Origin of the sequence: Natronomonas halophila, assembly GCF_013391085.1 — an archaeon.
GTDB lineage: Archaea > Halobacteriota > Halobacteria > Halobacteriales > Haloarculaceae > Natronomonas > Natronomonas halophila.
Genome location: NZ_CP058334.1, coordinates 503782 through 520922, shown reverse-complemented (window position 1 = coordinate 520922; position 17141 = coordinate 503782). Strand labels below are relative to the sequence as shown.

Genomic DNA, 17141 nt, shown 5'->3' with positions numbered 1-17141 from the left:
GGTGATCGGCGATGTCTGAGGCCGCCCAGCAGTCCTCCAGCAGCGTCGAGCTCGGCGCCGTCCAGTTCGACCCTGTCGACATCCAGGACTTCCGCCTCAGCGTCGAAGGCACCTCGGGGACCGGGAAGTCAAACACCCTCGCCGTCATCCTCGAGGACCTCGCCGACGTCCCCATCCCGACGCTTATCGTCGAACGACTCGGCGCCCTCACGCCAGTCCGGCTCGTCGACGAACAGATCACGGTGGTCGGCGCTCGTGACGAAGAGGGCATAGACCTCGCTGTCGCCCTCAAGGACCTCGACAAGATCGGCGAATGGGTCCTCGACCGCGGGATGAAGATCCTAGTCGATATCTCCACCTACGCCGACTACGAAGACGAGAAGAGCCGTGTCCACCTCGCCGCGGCGAAAGTCCTGCAGTCCTTCAACGAGCGCGCACACGAGAAGTACCGCTCCGGTGACCGGACAAAGTCGCTACTGGTTCTCGACGAGGCGCACATGCTCGCGCCGAAGGACTCGGCGCCCGAGCCGGAACTCGACGACTACGTAAAGCGCTGCCGCGGCCAAATCATCAAGGCCGCAACCGAGGGCGGCAACAAAGGCATCTCAGTCATCGTCGGGTACCAGCGCCGCGCCTTCCTACACAACGGCGTCATCCAGCTGTGTCAGGACTTCATCTCGCACAAGCCAGGCGACGAGGACCTCAGCCGGACCGCTGACGCGCTTCGATGCTCAGAGGAAGAACTCGCTTCCCTGGAGACTGGCGAGATACTCGCCCGCGGTCAGTCCATCACCGATGGCGACCTCATCGGCCCGATCACGGTCCGCAAACGGACTTCTCCCGACCCTCGCGAGGAAACCTTCGAAATCCCCGAGACCCCGGACGAAATCGCGGACGTCCTTGAAGACCTCCAGGAGGAAGTCGAAGAGGAAGCCCAGCGGCGTTCCGAGCGAGAAGACGAACTGGAGCGGCTTCGCGAAGAAAATGAAGATCTTCGCGAAGAGAACGAGGAGCTCCGACAGGAACTCGAGGATACTGACCGCCTCGCCTCAGCGCTTGAAAACCTCGGGTCGAACGGCGGCGGAGCTGTCGAGGACGTCGGCGAAGGGGTCGCGGACCTGCAGGAGCGCGTCGACGAACTGAAAGCACAACGTGATGCGCTCGAAGCCGACCTCGAGGAAGCCAGAGCCGAAGCCGACGCCGCTCGCGAAGAACGCAACGAACTGGAAGATCAGCTGGCCGACGTCGAAGCGGAACTGCAGGAACTCCGCGCCGCCTTCGACGCTGCAGCTGAAGACGTCGAGAGTCTCGTCGATACGTTCGATGTCGAAGTCGACTTCGAGCAGCCGCCCGAGCCGGAAGCCTCGACCGATGTGTCGTCGCAGCAGAGTACTCGTTCTGTAGGCGTCCAGGAAGACATCCTCGCGGACTTCGCCCAGGACGCCGTCGACCGACTCGTCGAGAAGACCGCCTCGCTCTCCCACAGGAGAAGAAGCTCCTGAAGTTCATAGAAGCCCGCGGCAAGACGCTCGGCAGCCAGAAGGCGTGGGCACAGGCCGCTCTCGGGCTGGACGGTAACCCGAACTCGACGCACTACGACGAGATGGCGGACCTCATCGACGCTGGGTTCGTCCGAAAGAACAACGACGGCAGCGTCGCCCCGAACGTTCGCGGCCTCGTCGAGGACGAACTCGCTGACTACAACGTCGACGAGGCAACCATCGAAGAGACCTACCAAGAGGTCCTCGCTCAACTCGCACAGAGCAACGGAGGTGGTGGGCGGTGAGCCCTGCCTCCTACGACGGGCCCGCGCTCGACGGGACCGTTCAGCATCTCTCCGAGGCACCCTACTGGCAGGGTGACGGCGAGACCGTCGACGTCGTCGACGATCGCGTCGACGGCGCCGGCGAAGAACGCACCGAGAACGTCCCGGTACCTGACGGCGGGGAGAAGCCGGACGTTGACGGCCAGACCACGCTCGAGGACTGGGGGTGGTCGGCTTGAGCGACGCCGACGACGTTCGCGAACGCATCGAGCGCTACGTCGCTAACCATCCCGACGCCGACCGCTGGGAGGTCCTCGGCAAACTCGAACTCGAACCCGGAATGCAGGACCTCGTCGATGACGTCCTCGACGAGGCGACCCAGGAAAGTGACGACGAGCCGGTCATCGTCGATACGATTCCCGCCCAGAACTACAACCGTACGTGTGCGAACCCCTATTGCGACGAGCCTCGCGTCAACCCGCACCCGGATAGCCTCTGTGAGAAGCATCACCCGGGAGACCCGAACGGCACCACGGCCGGCCAGCAAGTTCTGGACCAGGACCTCAGCGATGCCGAGTCGGTCACCGTCGACGAAGACGTCCCCGACGGCGTCGATCGGGATATCAGCGCCGAAGCCGAGGCTATCGCTGGCTACGAACCCGAATCGAAGACACAACCCCCGGGTTCGACACAAGAAACTACGTCTCCAGAACCCGCGTCAGCCGGCGATAACGACGACGTCGACGCGGATAGCCTGACTGCCGCTGACTTCATGGGTGGGTCGGACTCGCCGGTCGCGAGCGACGACACCAGCAGCGAGTCGGCGCCCACCATGTCGGCTGGTCAGGTCGCCACCCCGACGAGTGTCCTCCCGCTCGCGCAACTCGAATCGCTCTCACCGAAAGAGCGGCGCCGGGCCGCCAAGAAGCGCGGCCTCGAGTGGCCGACCACCGATGAGCTTCGCGACCGCCTCGAGGAGAAGATCCACGAGGTCATCCGCCACGAGGACAAGCGCGTCGTCGACGCCCCGACCAGCGCCGGAAAGAGCTACACCATCGACTCCACGCGCTGGGGCGCCTACGACCACCTCACCGACGACCGCCCCGTCGTTCACCTCCTCCCCACACGTGACGCGCGGAACGAAGCTGCCGAGGTCGCTCGCGAAGAGGGCGGCGAACACTTCGTCTTCCGCGCCCGGCACGAAGCCTGCCCGGTCGCAGCGGGTAACTTCGACCCCGACCCGGACGACGAAGACGACGACCTCGTGTTGACTATCGACGGCCAGCCAGCCAGCGAATGGATCCAGGAGGTCTGCCAGGGCCGCGGCGTCACCTTCAGCGACGCCCACCGCTGGCTCGAAGCCCACAACGACCAGGGCGTCGACCTGCCCTGTAAAGAGGAAGGCAAGTACGAGCACGACTGCGACGCGATCGCCCAATGGGACGACTGGCGAGACAACGAGTACCCGCTCGTCATCGCGACCCACAACTTCGCGCACGTCCCCGGCCTCCGGAACCAGACGAACCTGGTTATCGACGAGCAGCCGGACTTCAGCCACGACCTCACCACCGAGCGCGTTAAGGGCGCGGTTGCCGCCTTCCTCGAGGAAGTCGGTGCGCACCTCGACACGTGGGAAGAGTTCTGGAGCGTCGCGACCGCCGACCACCCGAAGGAACGCCTCGCCGACCTCGTCGCCGACGACGTCGAGATGGCTGCCCAGAAACGCGGCCTCGTCGTCTCCGAATACCGAGACGCGCTCCTCGAGGAACTCTACGACCAGCTGCAGCGACAGCCCGACCGCGAGTGGTACTACTCGACGCCGCGGGCCCACACGCTCGCCGGGCCGCTCGCCCGTGCCATCCTTACCAGCGAGCAGCGCGCCGGCGGCCGTCGCGTCGGCCGCGTCAGCTACGAACCTGTGCGGCTGGACTCTGGCGCTCGCGACGACGACGGCTGGAACCGCGAATGGCTCACCGTCGTCTTCGACTCCCGGAACGAACTCCAACAGACCTGGACCACACCGGATATGGGCCTCACCCGCAGCGTGATCGGGCTGGACGCCCACCCGGCGCTCCCGATCTGGCAACTGCAGGTCCACCCAGAGATCCAGCGCCGGAAGGTCCTGGACGTCGACGAACGCCGCCTCTGGCGCCGCTTTGAACGCGGGCTCCGAGTCGTCCAGGTTGGCGACGCCACGCGCCCCCTCGCCTCGGGGAAGTACTTCAACGTCGAGCAGACCGAGGTTATCGTCGAGCATCTTCGCGAAGAGTACGGCGACGACTTCCGCACCGCCATCACCACCAGCGCCGTCGAGGACGACCTCGAGGGGATCATGCGCGACTACGGTGTCCCCGACCCCGAGACGATGCACTACGGCGAGGAGAAGAGCCGGAACGACTTCGGCGACGAATCCGTCGGGTACGTCCTCGGCGCTCTCGACCCCGGCGACGGCATGGTTATGGACGTCGTCGCCGCGCTCGATCTGGACGCCGAGCCGGAACGCTCGGACCCCGACGACCTGGACGACGAGACGAATGCGCATTGCGAGTCCTGCGACGGCGCCGGCTGCCACGACTGCCACGGCACCGGACTTAAACGGGCTCGTGGTCGCGAGTTCAAAGGCCAGGATGCCGACACCGCCCAAGAGATCCTCGCGAGCGTCCGCGAGAACCACGTCGCCCAGTCGGCCGGTCGCTACGCCCGGAACCCCGACGATCCGTCGTCGACGGCAACCGTGTTTGTCGAGACCGACGCTCTCCCGACCGGATTTGCCGACGTCCAGGTCCCCGGCACAATCCAGACGTGGACCTCGATGCAGTCCGACGTCCTTGAGGCGCTGCGGAACGCCGACGAACCCCAGTCCGCTCGCGACCTCGCCCGCGAAGCCGGCGTGTCGAAACAGCATGCCTACGAGACGCTGGAGCGAGCCGCCGAGTTCGACGTCATCGACGCCATCCAGGGCGTCGGTAGTCACGGCGCGACGCTTTACAGCGACGACGGCACGCCGAACGCCGGTGTTGTCGACCTCGGTGACGATATCGTAAGCGCTGCCGTACAGGACCCTACCTATACGTGGGCGCTTGCGATTACTGACCCCGACCACGACAGCACCATTGATTACGCCCCCGACGATGTCGCTACGGGTGGCGATGACGCTATCGCGGACGGAGACGATCCACCGAGAAGCGACTGATACCAGTCTGGAGACGTGGTGTTCGCCCCACCGGCCAGCGGAGGCTATCTCAACCATCTTGTTAAGCAGACCATACTTTTTAATTTCCAGAACATACTCGTTTGTATGCCAGTTAATGCGAAAGGGGTTGACACACTCTGGCAGGCTGTAAAATGGGGAATTGTCTGGGGGATCAAGCGACCCTTCGATGCACGAAAAGCGGGAGACGATAATCTGGTTGTGAGATACGCCAAGGCCCTTGTTTGGCTGGTGGGATGGCCGATTCTCTACACCTGGGTAATTGGCGTTGGGTTTGGAATGCTTCAGTGGTATCAAACTCAGTAATCGGCCTTTCAGACGCTCGACCCTCTCAACAGATTCGGATATTTTTCGTGTTTGTATAGAAACGTGCAACGCGAACCCCGGATGCCGGTCTAATCCCCGCTATATCGCCAGTTCACAGCTGCGAACCCACCCCGTGCATAGTTTCTAGTTGCACGAATCCCAAGAGAAGCGTGTAATGCGAACCGAACGGAACAAAGACGGCTCGTGGAACGTCTGGATGAGTCGCGACGAATACCAGGAACTCCCGCGAGCCGCCCACAGCCTCCAGGCCGAGGTCGCCATCCGTCTTATGGGCGACTGCGGCCTCCGGGTCGCCGAAACCCTCGACGTCCAGCCGCGACACATCTCGCGAACAAAGGACGGTCGCCACTACGAGCTCGCCGTCACCTCCGGGAAGGACACCACCGGCGAATACGAGGGCGGGAAGTACCGAGAGACCTGGCTCCCTCGCGACGTCGAGGTCCTCATCAATCGCTACGTCCAGGAGAACGACCTTGGCGAGGGGGATCTTCTCATCGACCGGAAGAAGCGAAGCGTCCAGAACTGGGTATCACGAGCAGCGGAGGCGGCTGCCGACGAGACCGGCGACGACGACTATCGACGAGTCTCGAGTCACGACCTTCGGCGCTGTTGGGCGAACCATCTGCTCGTCGAGGAAGGAGTCTCGCCGCGGATCGTGATGGCGCTCGGCGGGTGGTCGTCCTACGACGCGATCGAGCCGTACCTCGCGGCGCCGACCGAGGACAACATCATCGACCAGATGTCGAAGGCGACCCTATAGACGGACTTCCGAAACACGGCTATTCTCGGAAGCGGTTAAAGGAGGAAGAGGTAGGTGATGTAGAACATCCACACCCAGAGCAACGCCGACGTTAGCCCGGTCGCCGCAGTCCGCCGATCGATACACCCTCCCCGGTCGCAAGGGCGGGCGAGGACCATCCACCCGAAGACGATGCAAAAGATGATGAATGCGATACTTCGGCGTACGGGCATCGATTCGTCGTCGGTCCGGGCAGTGTTCGTGATCATGATAGTCAGAGCCGGTTCACCATTGCTATCATCAGCACGAGCATCGCGATTGGCACGACATTCAACAAGTCGATTGGCGCGATGCTCGGCGTGGTCGCCCAAGTATGAACCGTATCGAAAACAGGGTTCTGCATCGCCCATCGGGCCACACGAATTACGGCGAGACAGGAAAGTGTCACAAAGACGCCGGTGAGCAGGCCGATGCCGAATTTGGAATCCGATTCGTTGGAAGTGGTGGTGAATCGTCGCATCATGAATCACCTTCGGGCTCAGGGATGTCCGTCGTTTTCTGTGCTGTCTCGAAACACGCATCGAGAACTGCCTTATAGTACCGCCGCTCGAATTCCCTAATCACCGAATCGCCGGGGACGTGCTGGCGGATTCTGACCTCAAGCGCATCATCGACCGACAGGTCGGCGCCTTCGCTTTCGAGGTGGGTTTGAATCGGATTCATATCTTGACCACATCGTAATCGTCTGCCATGATGCTCTCTGGAGCGAAGCGGGCGCCGCAGACGCTGCACGCCAGCCACGGTTCGTCCCAGGTGTCCAGTTTCATCACCACGACCTCGTGACCTAATGCGCACACCGTGGCGCTGAGGAACCGACCGAGTATTGGCGACCGCAACGGGTGACACTCGTTGTACAGATGGTCGAATAGACTGGGGCCGTCGCTCACGTCGACGCACCTCCAGGATGGAACCCCTCGAAGGCGGCTTCCATCGCCGCCTCGATGCCGAGCCATTCATCGTACCACATCTTCAGGAACAATTGACCGTCGCTCCCGGGGAACGGCGCCGTATTCGTTAGGACAATCAACACCTCGGCGCCGGCGAGCACCTTGAGTCCGAAGCCAACCGAGCCAGACACGAGGCTGGCGATCGAGGCGAGGGCGACCGCCCACGTCACGTTGGCCATCGGGCCGACAGCGAACACAGCTCGAAACTCCTGATTCGAGAGGATTCCCTCGGTCGGTTTTACGAATGCGCCTTTTGGGATGCCCGCAGTAAACGACAGGCCGTAGGTGTCGATGCCGTTGCCGTACTTCTCGAGGACGATCGCGTGGCTCCCTTCGTGGAGAATCATCCCCGGAACCAGCAATCCAATCGCACCGATGACGCCGAGGTAAAGCTGAGCGAGCCCGATCGCAGCTTGCGATAAGCTGGGTAGCGGCGCCGGCTCTCGCTCGGGCGGCTGGCCAAAAAACGTCGCCCAGTCGGACGTGAGAAGCGTGTCAACAGTATTAGCAAATCCGTAGCCGAACAGCACGAACAACACCGTTACCCACGAGATAACGAGTAACCCGACGACAGTATCGGCACCGGCTGTCCAGTGGTCAAACACGGCATCCGGGATAGCTTCGGCGATGGTGTCCAAGCGGCCACACCCTCTCGATGTCTCGATGTCGAAGCTCACCCACCCTGTCCAGTCGACCCATTCCGGCGATACCCGTTCACGTAGCGTCATCGGGTGGCCTCCTGCTGGTCAGTGTCGTGTTGATCTATATCGTAGCCGTCGCGAAACTCGAGGAACGCTGCATCGGCTTCGGCCTTAATGGCGTCTCGTTCCTCCTCGGAAAGTGGCCGCCCTCGGCGGGCAGCTTCGCGCGAGCGCGCATACATCTCGACGATGATGCGGCCCGCGGGCGCCGAGAAGTTCGAACTCTTATCGGCCCGATCGCGCCCGACCTGATTCCAGACACCTCCTTCAAAGTAAAGGAAGGCATAGATGGGCAGCGAGATAGCGACGAGCGCGCCGAGATACGGTACCCACTCACCTTTTCCAAAGCCCTGCAGCATAATCGAGAACGTCGAAAACCCGGTGGCAAGAAGACTTATCGCCTGAATCTGACCCTGAATGGCGTCGATACGCGCTTGCCAGCGGGCGGCCATCTTGACCCACCAGCGATTCGCCGTCATGTCGGTACCTCCGCAATCTCGGGTGTGGTTGTTGTCGATGCAGCGTACTGCGTGGAGAGTTGTTCGAGCATCGTTCGATAGCGGTCGACCGCTGCCGCTCGTGAAAACCGGCCTTCGGCGATGGCGCGGCAATTCTGTGCCAGCACGTCGCTGTCGTATTCTTCCACAACACGGCGGGCGCTCGCCGCGAGTTGGTCGGCATCGGGCGTCGAATACACTTCACCCGTCAGGGCGTCCGTAATGGCGTCTTCGATGCCGCCGACCCGCGGGGCGACGACGGGCGTCCCGCAGGCGTAGGCTTCCAGCAGCACCGTCGGCAGCCCCTCCTGTTCCGAGGCGAGTATCACGGCCTGCGCGTCGGCGAGATACGCCGGTACCTCGTCGTGGGGCACCCAGCCTTCGTGGGTAACGTTCGGCGGGGCGTCGGCCAGCCGGTCGGCCTGCGGGCCGTTACCGACGAGCGTCACGTCGATCTCGGGGCCAAGCTGTCGCGCGGCCTCGAGGATGATGTCGATGCGTTTGTCGGCATCCAGCCGACCGACAAACACGACGTGGTCGGGACGTTCGGCCGGGGGCGTGTCAACGGAAAAGGCCTCCGTGTCGACGAACCGTGCGGCATCGGCATACACGCTCGCCGACTCGGGGTCGAGTCCCAACGACCGGGCCATCGTCGGGGTGTAGACGGCGGTGCCGTGAGCAACCGCAAAGCCGGTTCGTTCCAGGAGTTTCACGCCTGTTGCGAGCACCCGCGCGACGGCCGTCGGTGTTGAGCGGCGCCAGTCGGCATAGCAGGCCGCCGCGACATCGCCCTTCGGTTGGGCAATTACGTCGGCGCCGCCGAGGCGCGCGATCGCCATCGGGATGGCGTAGGTCGTCGCGCCGTAGAATAACACGACGTCAGTGTCGGCGCGGGCCAGCGCGACGCCCAGCCGGATCTGATTAACGAGGAACTGGACGGCCGCCGCGGCGATCCCGTCGGGAAACTGCCCGTCGCCGACCTCGAGGATGTCGTAGTCGTCGGCCAGCGGGGCGACGACTGCGGCGTTCAACGCGACGATCTGAACCGTCGCGACGGCCGAGAGGATGTCACAGAGCGATTCGGTCTGGTGGGTCATCGGCCCGTTATCCTTTTTGCCGGGTTGGATGACCACCGAGACCGTCGGCGAGTCTGCGCTCATCGTTTCCCGTCACCTCCGATGTCAGTGAGCCGTGTCACCGCGCGCACCAGCTCGTGGCCGACGGCTTCGGGGTCGTGCGCGCGAGCGACGTAGTCGTGGCCGCGGTCGCCGACGACCTGTCGACCCTCGGGGTCGCGCAGCTGGGCAAGCAACTCGGGGACGCGGTCGCCACTGGAGATCACGGTCGGGGCTGGCGACTGACTAAACGCGACGTGTGGATTCGTCAACACGGGCAGGCGAGCGGCCATCCCTTCCAATATCGCGTTCGGGAGGACGTCGAGGCCGGAATGGTGAATCATCACGTTCGCCCATTCTAACTCAGCTTCGGCGTCCAACTGGATGCCGTACTCGATGTTGTCGTACGAGCCGAGCACCCCCCGGATTTCCTCGCCGTGCTTGTCACACCACGACCCGATGCGCCACGTCCCCGACTCCAGAACCTCGTCGACGGCGGGCGCGAGTTCCAGTAGCGGCCGGTACTTGTCGGGATACGTCGCGTTCGTCAGCGAGATGATGCGTAACTCCTCGTCGGTGTGATCGCTATCCGGCCACTCGGCGACGTCCTTCGGCAGCGTCACGATGTCGGACTGCACACCCGTCTTCCGCGAATACTTGCTCGCCTGGTGGGGGGCGATCGCGAGACACCCGTCGACGGCCCGCAGCATCCGAAACAGGACGGCCTTCTTCACACGCGAATCAATCCATTCGCCGATGCCCCAGAATGGATCGCCACGCTGCCGGAACAGGACGGGCGTGCCGTCGAGCCGGCACTCGACGACCGTCCGAAGCATCTCCCGATCTGGCGTATCGCAGATGACAACGTCGAACGTTGTGGGGTCGACGGGGTTAACCGAGTAGTCAATGCCGGCAGCAGCTAGCGGTACGGTGAGACGGTCGGTGCGGTCGCCAGGGCTGACGATGGCGACGCGTGGTTCGATGCCATCTAACGATGGGGTGGCCAGCGTGGGTGTTGACAAATCACTACTCATCCTTGCTCGGTATCCTCCGGATCGGCCTCGATGCTGGCTCGCATCGAGTCGGCCTGCGTGTACCAGCCAGCATCCGTCGCCGCGCCGTAGATCGTCACGATCGTCATCACTGTCGCCGCGATCGTCGCGATGCCGAAGACGACGACCGCCGTTCGACGATGGATGATCGGCGCGTCGGTCACGAAGCGATACACTACGTACGGGATGCCGAACAGCAGCACGGCGTTGAACCCCATCTCGACCCAGGCAGCTGCGAGCGACCGGAGCCCCAAGTCGCGAATGATGGATAGCGCGGACATCAGTCGAGCACCACCCGGTCGAACTCGTCAGCTGTGTAGACGTTCATGTCGTGAGTCTGGGCGCTGTGCCAGTCGTCGCCGACGTTCTCGACGAAATGGTCGTTCTCGCGGTGGCGAAGCGTGCCGCGAACCAGAATCTCTCCAGCAGCGTCCTGAATCGTGTCCCACTCCGGAGCGTACTCCGGCATCGGCCGTTTCTGGTGCTGTCGATGCACCCACTCCATCACTTCCGGGGCCGACTGAACGGAGTCCGGAAGCGCCGGAACCCGCTCTCGGACGGCGTCCAGAAAGTCAGGTTCGCGCGTCGTGAAGCCGTACTCGCGAGGGACATGGTTCCCCAGCGGCGACGGCCCGTACGGGCGACTGTCGACACCGGGTTTGTACACCTGGCTCGTCGGGACCTTGTCCGTCGGGAGGAGCCACCACTCGCCCTGCCGGTCGGGTTCATCACCATCGCGCGCGAAGGCTTCGCGAACGGCGCCGGGCCGAAGCAGGTCCAGAGCGTCCCGAGCGGACGTCGGTGCCGGGAAGGGAGCAAACGGTTCGACGACAAACCCGAAGAGCGGCCGGGTGTCCTTCGCGGTCGGGTCGCTACCGACGAAGAGCAGCGACTCGTCCGGGAGCGCGAACAGCAAACCGAGGTCGACGTCGTCGGTAGCCTCCGAATCGAGGTCGTCGACGAGCCGGAGATTGTCCAGTTGTTGGTAGTGATGAATCCGACGTCGGTCATCGAGGAACTCGTCTTTCCCAACCGCAGGCAGGAGCGCCTTGATGAACGCTGCTGTCTGCCGCTCGATGTCTTCCCAGGGCGGGTCGGTTGCGCCCTCGTAGAAGCTGGCCGTTCGCTCCTCGAGATCGCCAAGCTCCTGCGAGGGATCGGTGTCCGCGGTGGTCGTGGAATCGGTGTCGGTCTCGAGATCGCCTTCGAGGATGTGCAGTTGTTCGGTCATGGTTCTCAGGTTCAGGACTGGTTAGCGGGCTATCTTAGGTACGCAGCCAGGGTTCGGACTCGACTCAGCCGACCAGGAGGCGGGACCCCGCCGCCGAGCCCCCCACCCCCGCTATTTCCACAAGTACACCCGGAAAATCCGCTATGCGCGTAATGGTATGTTGGTATGCTTGTGGTGGTAATGAATGGGTAAATCGGCATTTCAATTCTCCTGTAAAATATTGCTAATGGTGGTCTGTGAGACGCCGATCGCCTCACCGACCATACGCTGACTCACCGCTGTTTCCTCTATTTCTGGATGGGCGAATATCCCCTGGACAATCTCGTCCCGCGCTTCTTGGCGCGCTTGCTTCCGCGCCTGCTTCAACTTCTCCTCGTGCTCGTCCATGGGTACGAACCCATCGCCGTCCTCACCGCCAATTTTCGCCCGCTTTGCCTGGGTGAGTTTGTTGTAGACGTTCCTGAGATCGTGGTCGCCGGGGATATCGTCAAACTCGATGAACTGCTTTTTCGGCGTCATCAGCGTCTTCGAGTACCGTTCCCATTTGAAGTGATGGACGACGCCGGCGCCCTTCCTGGTGAGGCTGATCCAGACGTCGGCGAGCTTCTGCAGGTCCTGGTCGATAAAGTCCTTCAGCGGGGCGTTGATGACGACGTACTTCTGCTCGACTCGCCCCATCGACATGATTTCCCGCAGCGCCTGATTCGCCTTCGACATCGCTTGCCGATTCGAGGCGCCGACTTCAGCCTCGTCGAACACCAGGCCCGAGCGCTTCGGCTGCTCGGCGTAGGCGTTCCGGATCTCCTCCGGCTCGAGGGACACCTTGTCCCACGTAAGCCCCTCAGGCGTCTGGTCCATCGCGTTCGCTAACTGCATCGAGGCGACGGTCTTCCCGGTCCCACGCCGGGCATTCATATCGTCGATAATTATGATGAGGTCGCGTTCCTGCCGAACAACTGTGCCATACAGCTGGTGAAGGAACGTTCCTTCCTGGAAAGGGTTCGTCCAGGACGATTCAGGGATACCGGGCGATTCTGCTTTAGCCATCGTTAGAGAGAGGTGGAGTCAAATCCTTCCTCGGCCGGCATCTTCTGGTCGAACTCGACGCCGAAGCCGGCCGTGGAAAGAAAGCGGTTCGTCGCGCGGTACGCCTTTCGGCTCGCTGAAATCGGAATCGGCTGCCTGCCGTCCTCGGTTTCAATGACGCCGTCATTCTCGACGATATCCTTGAGCGTGTATTCGATATCGTTCACCTGGAACACGGGGTCCTCGTCCCAAGCGTCGGTCCCGTCGAGATCGTCGTTCTGCATTAGCGGCTCAACTTCGATAATGAAGTTCAACACGGCATCGGCAACCAGTTCGTAATATCGTTCTTCCGAGATACCGGGGTCGCGAGGGTCGTCAACGACTCGCTTTGCTTCTTCACTGATCGTCTCTGGGACCTGCTCTTTCGCGTTGTGAATCTGCCGGAGGCGACGTCGGAGATTGAAGTTCTCGGGGTCGACGGGTTCAGCGGTACGCTCGCGAGACCGTCGGGCTTCGGGACTCTCGTCTGTCGACATGGTTATTCCTCACTCTGAGAGGGTACAATCACGAGCGCGCCCGATTCGGCGTGCAGATACTGGTCGACGTCGTCGCCGACCTCGAGGCCGTTCCGATCGCAGAACTCGCTGGCTGCGGTGACTCGGGTGCTGCTGCCGGCGTAGTTCATCTTGTATTCGCCGAGTTTCCAGAGCTGGTCTTCTTGCATTGCGTCCATCGCCTCCCGGGCCCGCCGTTCGGTCTGTGTCAGTTCACTACCCCGTGTTCCCATACTCCTGTCTAGTTTCTAGTTGCAATTAAACATGCAACAGGGTTGCAATTCGAGTAGGAACATCTTCAGAATTTGATAATGGAATCTCTCTTGCAACCGAGTAGGTGGTGAACTCAGATGAATCCAATTAAGCGACTCAAAGAGGAGGCGCGTGCCTTCTCCGCGGGCACGCGTGGGCAGGGGACGAACCTCGCAGGACTCTTCATCGGGCTCCTGATTGCGGCGATCATCGCCGTCGAGGTCTTCATCCCGGTTGTCCTCGAGTCCGTCAACAGCTCGAACGCCAGCGGCACCACGCTGACGATCCTCGAGCTGCTCCCGATGTTCGCCGGACTGCTCCTGTTGATCGCACTCGCATCGCCGCTCATGCGGCGGATCTGAGGGGTGAACGATGGCAGACGCAAAGAAACTGGCTGGAGTGATGGTCGCAGTGACCATCGCAGCCGTACTCTTCTCGCCGATCGCGACGACTATCGGTGACAACACCGGGACGCAAGCCGTTGACAACGAGACGGTGACCGCCTCCCACGGCGAGTACGTCGACCTTCGTGGCTACGACATCCAGACGGATAGCGAAACCGTCTATTACACCAACGATACCTCAGGCGAGTGGGAAGAAGCGACGCCCGGTACCGACTACGAGATGGATTATCCACCCGGATCGATACAGACGCTGTCGAGCGGCAGTATCGATGACGGCGAGGAAATCCGCGTCTCGTACGACTACCAGGCGACCGACGGCACGACAACGACCGTCATCACGATGGTCCCGATGTTCGTCGGGCTGTTGATCCTCGGAACGCTCGCCGCACGCGTTATCGACGAGATGTGAGGTAGCGTAGTCACCCCACCCCATCCCCCATTCACCCATACTTTCAGACCAACGATGATTTTGATACTTGCCGCAACGTTCACAGCTCTCGGATTTATCGGCTGGCTCGTCGGCATGCTACTGGAGATGCCGGGCGTCGCCATGCTCGGCGCCATCCTCGTCGTCGGCGTCGGCGGCATGGTGATGTCCGACGGCCTCCAGGTGCGTGACGGCCAGATCGAGCGCAACGTCTCGGCTGACGAGACCGAAATCGAGTACACATACAGCGATTTCCAACCGATGGATCGCTGGCCCGTCGGTGAGCTGTGGCTCATTTTTGGCGGCATCCTAACCCTCCGCAGTCTTTCAGGAGTGAGTGAGTCATGAGCAACCAGATCCAACAGACCCAACAGCAGACCGACCAGCCGCAGCGCCCGCACAAAGACCTCGATCTCTATCAGGAGGCGGTAAACCCGAGTCTGACCGAGGAGTTCCTGAACAACAACAATCTCGGCCTCGGGAACTTGACAGAAGCCGAGGTTTACCAGCAAATCGAGTCCTATCGGGCGGGGATGTTCGCCGATGCGGCGCTTTCCGACCGCATCGACAATCGTCGCCTCGAGGAGACGAAGCGTGCCCTCGCCGAAGAAGGCTGGACGTATATCAACGACAACGGCAAGAAGAAGGACGTCAGCGGCTGGAACGGTAAAGGCGACTCCTGGAAGGAAAGCGAGGACCGACGGCGGTATCTGGAACGGCGCGGCGAGGAGATCTGGGACAGTCTGCCTGAGGAACAGCAGTTCGAGGCGATCGTCGAATTCACTGGCCGGCCGGACTGGATGGCGCCGCACTATCGGATGCTGTTGATGCGGAACGAAGCCTCGAAATCGAAGGAGGCGCGCACGCAGGACAACCTCTTCGGCCGCGTCAAGAAACTCATCAGCAATGACGACAACGGTGATGGCGGCGGCGCTCGCGAGCGGCTTCGCGGCCTCACTGGAGGTGGGCAGCGATGATCGCCCAGCTCGCGGGGGTTTCGTCGACGACGCTTCTCGGGTCGCTGGCGGCGGTCACTATCGTGGTGGTCGGGATCGCCGCTGTAGCCCATGTTCGGGGAACCAGCAGCGATGGCGCGGACGTCGACACGCTTCCGGATGGCGCTGACGTCGAACAGCGGGTGTCGACCGAGGATGGCGAAGCCCAACTCGTCTCGTTCGACGAGCCGGATATAAAGACGGCTCGCTGGGGGCTGTTCCAGAAGCTCTGGCGGATGCGACGGAAGATGAAGAAGCGTCGCCGCTTCGCGAACAAGGGCTATGTCCAGTGGTTCCTGATTGATGACACGTTCCCGAAGCCGAAGTTCGTGAAGCCCCAGACCGACGGGTCCGGCATCCCCTACGTCGTTCACAAGGGCAAGCGCTATCTCTTCCCGAAAGAGGCGATGGTCGCCTCGGAAGAACAGGGTATCTGGACCATCGCGCACAAGGCGAACGAGGCCGACCCGATCAACCTTCGCGACCCGTCGAAGAACGCGATTCCGGCCGATACGCTCGAAGAGGTCGCCACGCTGATGGTGACCTCCAGCAAGCCGGGGCTTCTCGACAAGTTCGATATCGACGCCAAAAGCGCGCTCCGATGGATCGTTATCGGACTGATTGGGTTCGCTATCTTCCAATCCGTCATTGGAGGTGGCCTATGAGCGGTCAGCGTCGGTTCGTCCTCCGGGAAGAAGACGAACGCTACGGCGGCCGGAGCAAGGAACTCTACCAAGCCGACTCACTCGAAGAGATCGCGAAGTTCATCGCCGAGAAAGGCGGCGGGGGTCGTTTCGCGACGGATGGAGGTGTTGACGATGGCGATAGCTGACCAGTTGCAGACCCTTCGACAACGCGCCGAACGACGCGCGAAGCAGCGCGAACGGGAGCGATTCGAAACCGAGCTCGAGCGCGCCCAACGCGAAGCCGACGGCGGCCGTCTCACCCGCCTGAAATCCGCTGCTCAGGAGGCGGCGAAACCGGCTCGCATCGAGGCGCGCGGCGCCGTCCAGGAGGCGAAGCAACTCGCCGCGCAGAGCCCGCGGGACGTCGCGGCCGTCGCTGGCAGTGCGGCGGCCAGCGCTGGCCGGTCGGCCGTATCGAGTATCGATGCGCCAGCCTCGACTGCTGGCGGCGATGACGAGCGCGAGCAGGTGCTTCGGAACGCTGAGCGATCCGCGCAGGCGGCGGCGCCGGTCGATGCGACGCTCGATCCCGTGACGTCGCCGCAGGACCTCGCCGCCTTCGTGACGGGGCGATCGGCTCGCGCGCCTGGCCGCCAGCCGGGGCCAGCAGTCGATCAGTTGGTCCTTCCGAATCGGAACTCGGCTGGAATGGAGGCCTTCGTCCTTGGCGGTGGCGGTCCTCATGGAGGCTCGACTATGCATGAGTACACAGAGGTAGTCAACGACTCAGATCAGCTACAGTATCGGCAAGAACACAACGGCGGTGTCGAGACTGTTGTCGTCGCGAACAGGCTCCCGAACGGTGACTGGCGAGCCCTCGCCTCGGAGAGGGGGAACGGACAGGTCCGTATTGGCGTCTTCGAGAGCAAAAGCGCCGCGAAGGACGCGATGCAAGCCTGGATGCAGCAGAACCCGCACGGTCTCGAAATCGCCGCTGGCGCAGGGTCGGCGGCTTGGATGGATGAGGGGTGGCTCGGCGTCGGGTCTACGGGAACGGACTCCACCGACGATACGGAGGAGTCTGGATTCTTCGACTTCGCCGACGGCGGATTCTTCGGCGGTGAGGAAGGCAATCGGGACGGGCCACACGTGGACGACCTCGTCACAGGGAACAACGACGACGATGATCTCCTGAGGTTCTGACCATGAGTT

Annotated in this window: 26 protein-coding genes; 13 read left to right on the top strand and 13 right to left on the bottom strand. The window is 62.5% G+C overall.

The window, feature by feature from the left end:
- Window positions 1–11 precede the first annotated feature (11 nt).
- The 6 genes from HWV23_RS02845 (at window position 12) to HWV23_RS02820 (ending at window position 6063) form a co-directional block, all read left to right on the top strand.
- Window positions 12–1502, top strand: a complete 1491-nt coding sequence (locus HWV23_RS02845) for an ATP-binding protein (protein WP_178288916.1) — start codon at window positions 12–14, stop codon at window positions 1500–1502.
- A gap of 101 nt (window positions 1503–1603) precedes the next feature.
- Window positions 1604–1786 (top strand): hypothetical protein, encoded by a 183-nt coding sequence (locus tag HWV23_RS02840; protein ID WP_178288915.1) that lies wholly within the window; start codon window positions 1604–1606, stop codon window positions 1784–1786.
- Complete coding sequence (locus HWV23_RS02835; RefSeq protein ID WP_178288907.1) at window positions 1783–2004, top strand: hypothetical protein; 222 nt, start codon at window positions 1783–1785, stop codon at window positions 2002–2004. The genes HWV23_RS02840 and HWV23_RS02835 overlap by 4 nt, the downstream gene beginning before the upstream one ends.
- Window positions 2001–4958, top strand: a complete 2958-nt coding sequence (locus HWV23_RS02830; protein ID WP_178288906.1) for a hypothetical protein — start codon at window positions 2001–2003, stop codon at window positions 4956–4958. Before HWV23_RS02835 ends, HWV23_RS02830 begins: the two co-directional genes overlap by 4 nt.
- A 105-nt stretch (window positions 4959–5063) precedes the next feature.
- Window positions 5064–5282, top strand: coding sequence for a hypothetical protein (locus HWV23_RS02825; protein WP_178288905.1), 219 nt, complete (start codon window positions 5064–5066; stop codon window positions 5280–5282).
- 175 nt (window positions 5283–5457) lie between these two features.
- Window positions 5458–6063 carry a site-specific integrase gene (locus tag HWV23_RS02820; protein ID WP_178288904.1) on the top strand — a complete coding sequence of 202 codons (606 nt, stop codon included), beginning with the start codon at window positions 5458–5460 and terminating at the stop codon, window positions 6061–6063.
- 35 nt (window positions 6064–6098) lie between these two features.
- Here HWV23_RS02820 and HWV23_RS02815 read toward each other — a convergent pair whose 3' ends face one another.
- The 13 genes from HWV23_RS02815 to HWV23_RS02755 form a co-directional block, all read right to left on the bottom strand.
- Window positions 6099–6275 (bottom strand): hypothetical protein, encoded by a 177-nt coding sequence (locus HWV23_RS02815; RefSeq protein ID WP_178288903.1) that lies wholly within the window; start codon window positions 6273–6275, stop codon window positions 6099–6101.
- A gap of 41 nt (window positions 6276–6316) precedes the next feature.
- Window positions 6317–6565 (bottom strand): hypothetical protein, encoded by a 249-nt coding sequence (locus HWV23_RS02810; protein WP_178288902.1) that lies wholly within the window; start codon window positions 6563–6565, stop codon window positions 6317–6319.
- Window positions 6562–6765, bottom strand: coding sequence for a hypothetical protein (locus HWV23_RS02805; protein WP_178288901.1), 204 nt, complete (start codon window positions 6763–6765; stop codon window positions 6562–6564). The genes HWV23_RS02810 and HWV23_RS02805 overlap by 4 nt, the downstream gene beginning before the upstream one ends.
- A complete protein-coding gene (locus HWV23_RS02800) occupies window positions 6762–6989 on the bottom strand; it encodes a hypothetical protein (RefSeq protein WP_178288900.1) in 228 nt (75 codons plus the stop codon). Before HWV23_RS02800 ends, HWV23_RS02805 begins: the two co-directional genes overlap by 4 nt.
- Window positions 6986–7777 (bottom strand): zinc metalloprotease, encoded by a 792-nt coding sequence (locus tag HWV23_RS02795; RefSeq protein WP_178288899.1) that lies wholly within the window; start codon window positions 7775–7777, stop codon window positions 6986–6988. The genes HWV23_RS02800 and HWV23_RS02795 overlap by 4 nt, the downstream gene beginning before the upstream one ends.
- Window positions 7774–8229, bottom strand: a complete 456-nt coding sequence (locus HWV23_RS02790; RefSeq protein ID WP_178288898.1) for a hypothetical protein — start codon at window positions 8227–8229, stop codon at window positions 7774–7776. Before HWV23_RS02790 ends, HWV23_RS02795 begins: the two co-directional genes overlap by 4 nt.
- Window positions 8226–9407 (bottom strand): glycosyltransferase family 4 protein, encoded by a 1182-nt coding sequence (locus HWV23_RS02785; protein WP_178288897.1) that lies wholly within the window; start codon window positions 9405–9407, stop codon window positions 8226–8228. The genes HWV23_RS02790 and HWV23_RS02785 overlap by 4 nt, the downstream gene beginning before the upstream one ends.
- A complete protein-coding gene (locus HWV23_RS02780; RefSeq protein WP_178288896.1) occupies window positions 9404–10396 on the bottom strand; it encodes a glycosyltransferase in 993 nt (330 codons plus the stop codon). Before HWV23_RS02780 ends, HWV23_RS02785 begins: the two co-directional genes overlap by 4 nt.
- Window positions 10393–10695, bottom strand: a complete 303-nt coding sequence (locus HWV23_RS02775; RefSeq protein ID WP_178288895.1) for a hypothetical protein — start codon at window positions 10693–10695, stop codon at window positions 10393–10395. The genes HWV23_RS02780 and HWV23_RS02775 overlap by 4 nt, the downstream gene beginning before the upstream one ends.
- Window positions 10695–11645 (bottom strand): hypothetical protein, encoded by a 951-nt coding sequence (locus HWV23_RS02770; RefSeq protein ID WP_178288894.1) that lies wholly within the window; start codon window positions 11643–11645, stop codon window positions 10695–10697. The genes HWV23_RS02775 and HWV23_RS02770 overlap by 1 nt, the downstream gene beginning before the upstream one ends.
- Before the next feature lie 201 nt (window positions 11646–11846).
- Window positions 11847–12692 carry a hypothetical protein gene (locus HWV23_RS02765; protein WP_178288893.1) on the bottom strand — a complete coding sequence of 282 codons (846 nt, stop codon included), beginning with the start codon at window positions 12690–12692 and terminating at the stop codon, window positions 11847–11849.
- A gap of 2 nt (window positions 12693–12694) precedes the next feature.
- Window positions 12695–13207 (bottom strand): hypothetical protein, encoded by a 513-nt coding sequence (locus tag HWV23_RS02760; protein ID WP_178288892.1) that lies wholly within the window; start codon window positions 13205–13207, stop codon window positions 12695–12697.
- A gap of 2 nt (window positions 13208–13209) precedes the next feature.
- Window positions 13210–13458 (bottom strand): hypothetical protein, encoded by a 249-nt coding sequence (locus tag HWV23_RS02755; RefSeq protein WP_178288891.1) that lies wholly within the window; start codon window positions 13456–13458, stop codon window positions 13210–13212.
- Window positions 13459–13575: 117 nt separating this feature from the next.
- Between HWV23_RS02755 and HWV23_RS02750 the strand changes: the two genes are divergently transcribed.
- Genes HWV23_RS02750 through HWV23_RS02720 form a run of 7 tightly spaced genes read left to right on the top strand, consistent with a single transcriptional unit; the run spans window position 13576 to window position 17132 of the window.
- Window positions 13576–13839 (top strand): hypothetical protein, encoded by a 264-nt coding sequence (locus HWV23_RS02750; protein WP_178288890.1) that lies wholly within the window; start codon window positions 13576–13578, stop codon window positions 13837–13839.
- 10 nt (window positions 13840–13849) lie between these two features.
- Entirely contained in the window at window positions 13850–14290 is a 441-nt protein-coding gene (locus tag HWV23_RS02745; protein ID WP_178288889.1) for a hypothetical protein, read from the top strand.
- A 60-nt stretch (window positions 14291–14350) separates the two neighbouring features.
- Window positions 14351–14656, top strand: a complete 306-nt coding sequence (locus HWV23_RS02740; RefSeq protein WP_211693308.1) for a hypothetical protein — start codon at window positions 14351–14353, stop codon at window positions 14654–14656.
- Complete coding sequence (locus tag HWV23_RS02735) at window positions 14653–15285, top strand: hypothetical protein (protein ID WP_178288887.1); 633 nt, start codon at window positions 14653–14655, stop codon at window positions 15283–15285. The genes HWV23_RS02740 and HWV23_RS02735 overlap by 4 nt, the downstream gene beginning before the upstream one ends.
- Complete coding sequence (locus HWV23_RS02730) at window positions 15282–15968, top strand: hypothetical protein (protein WP_178288886.1); 687 nt, start codon at window positions 15282–15284, stop codon at window positions 15966–15968. The genes HWV23_RS02735 and HWV23_RS02730 overlap by 4 nt, the downstream gene beginning before the upstream one ends.
- Window positions 15965–16135, top strand: coding sequence for a hypothetical protein (locus tag HWV23_RS02725; RefSeq protein ID WP_178288885.1), 171 nt, complete (start codon window positions 15965–15967; stop codon window positions 16133–16135). Before HWV23_RS02730 ends, HWV23_RS02725 begins: the two co-directional genes overlap by 4 nt.
- Complete coding sequence (locus HWV23_RS02720; protein WP_178288884.1) at window positions 16122–17132, top strand: hypothetical protein; 1011 nt, start codon at window positions 16122–16124, stop codon at window positions 17130–17132. The genes HWV23_RS02725 and HWV23_RS02720 overlap by 14 nt, the downstream gene beginning before the upstream one ends.
- Window positions 17133–17141: the final 9 nt, after the last annotated feature.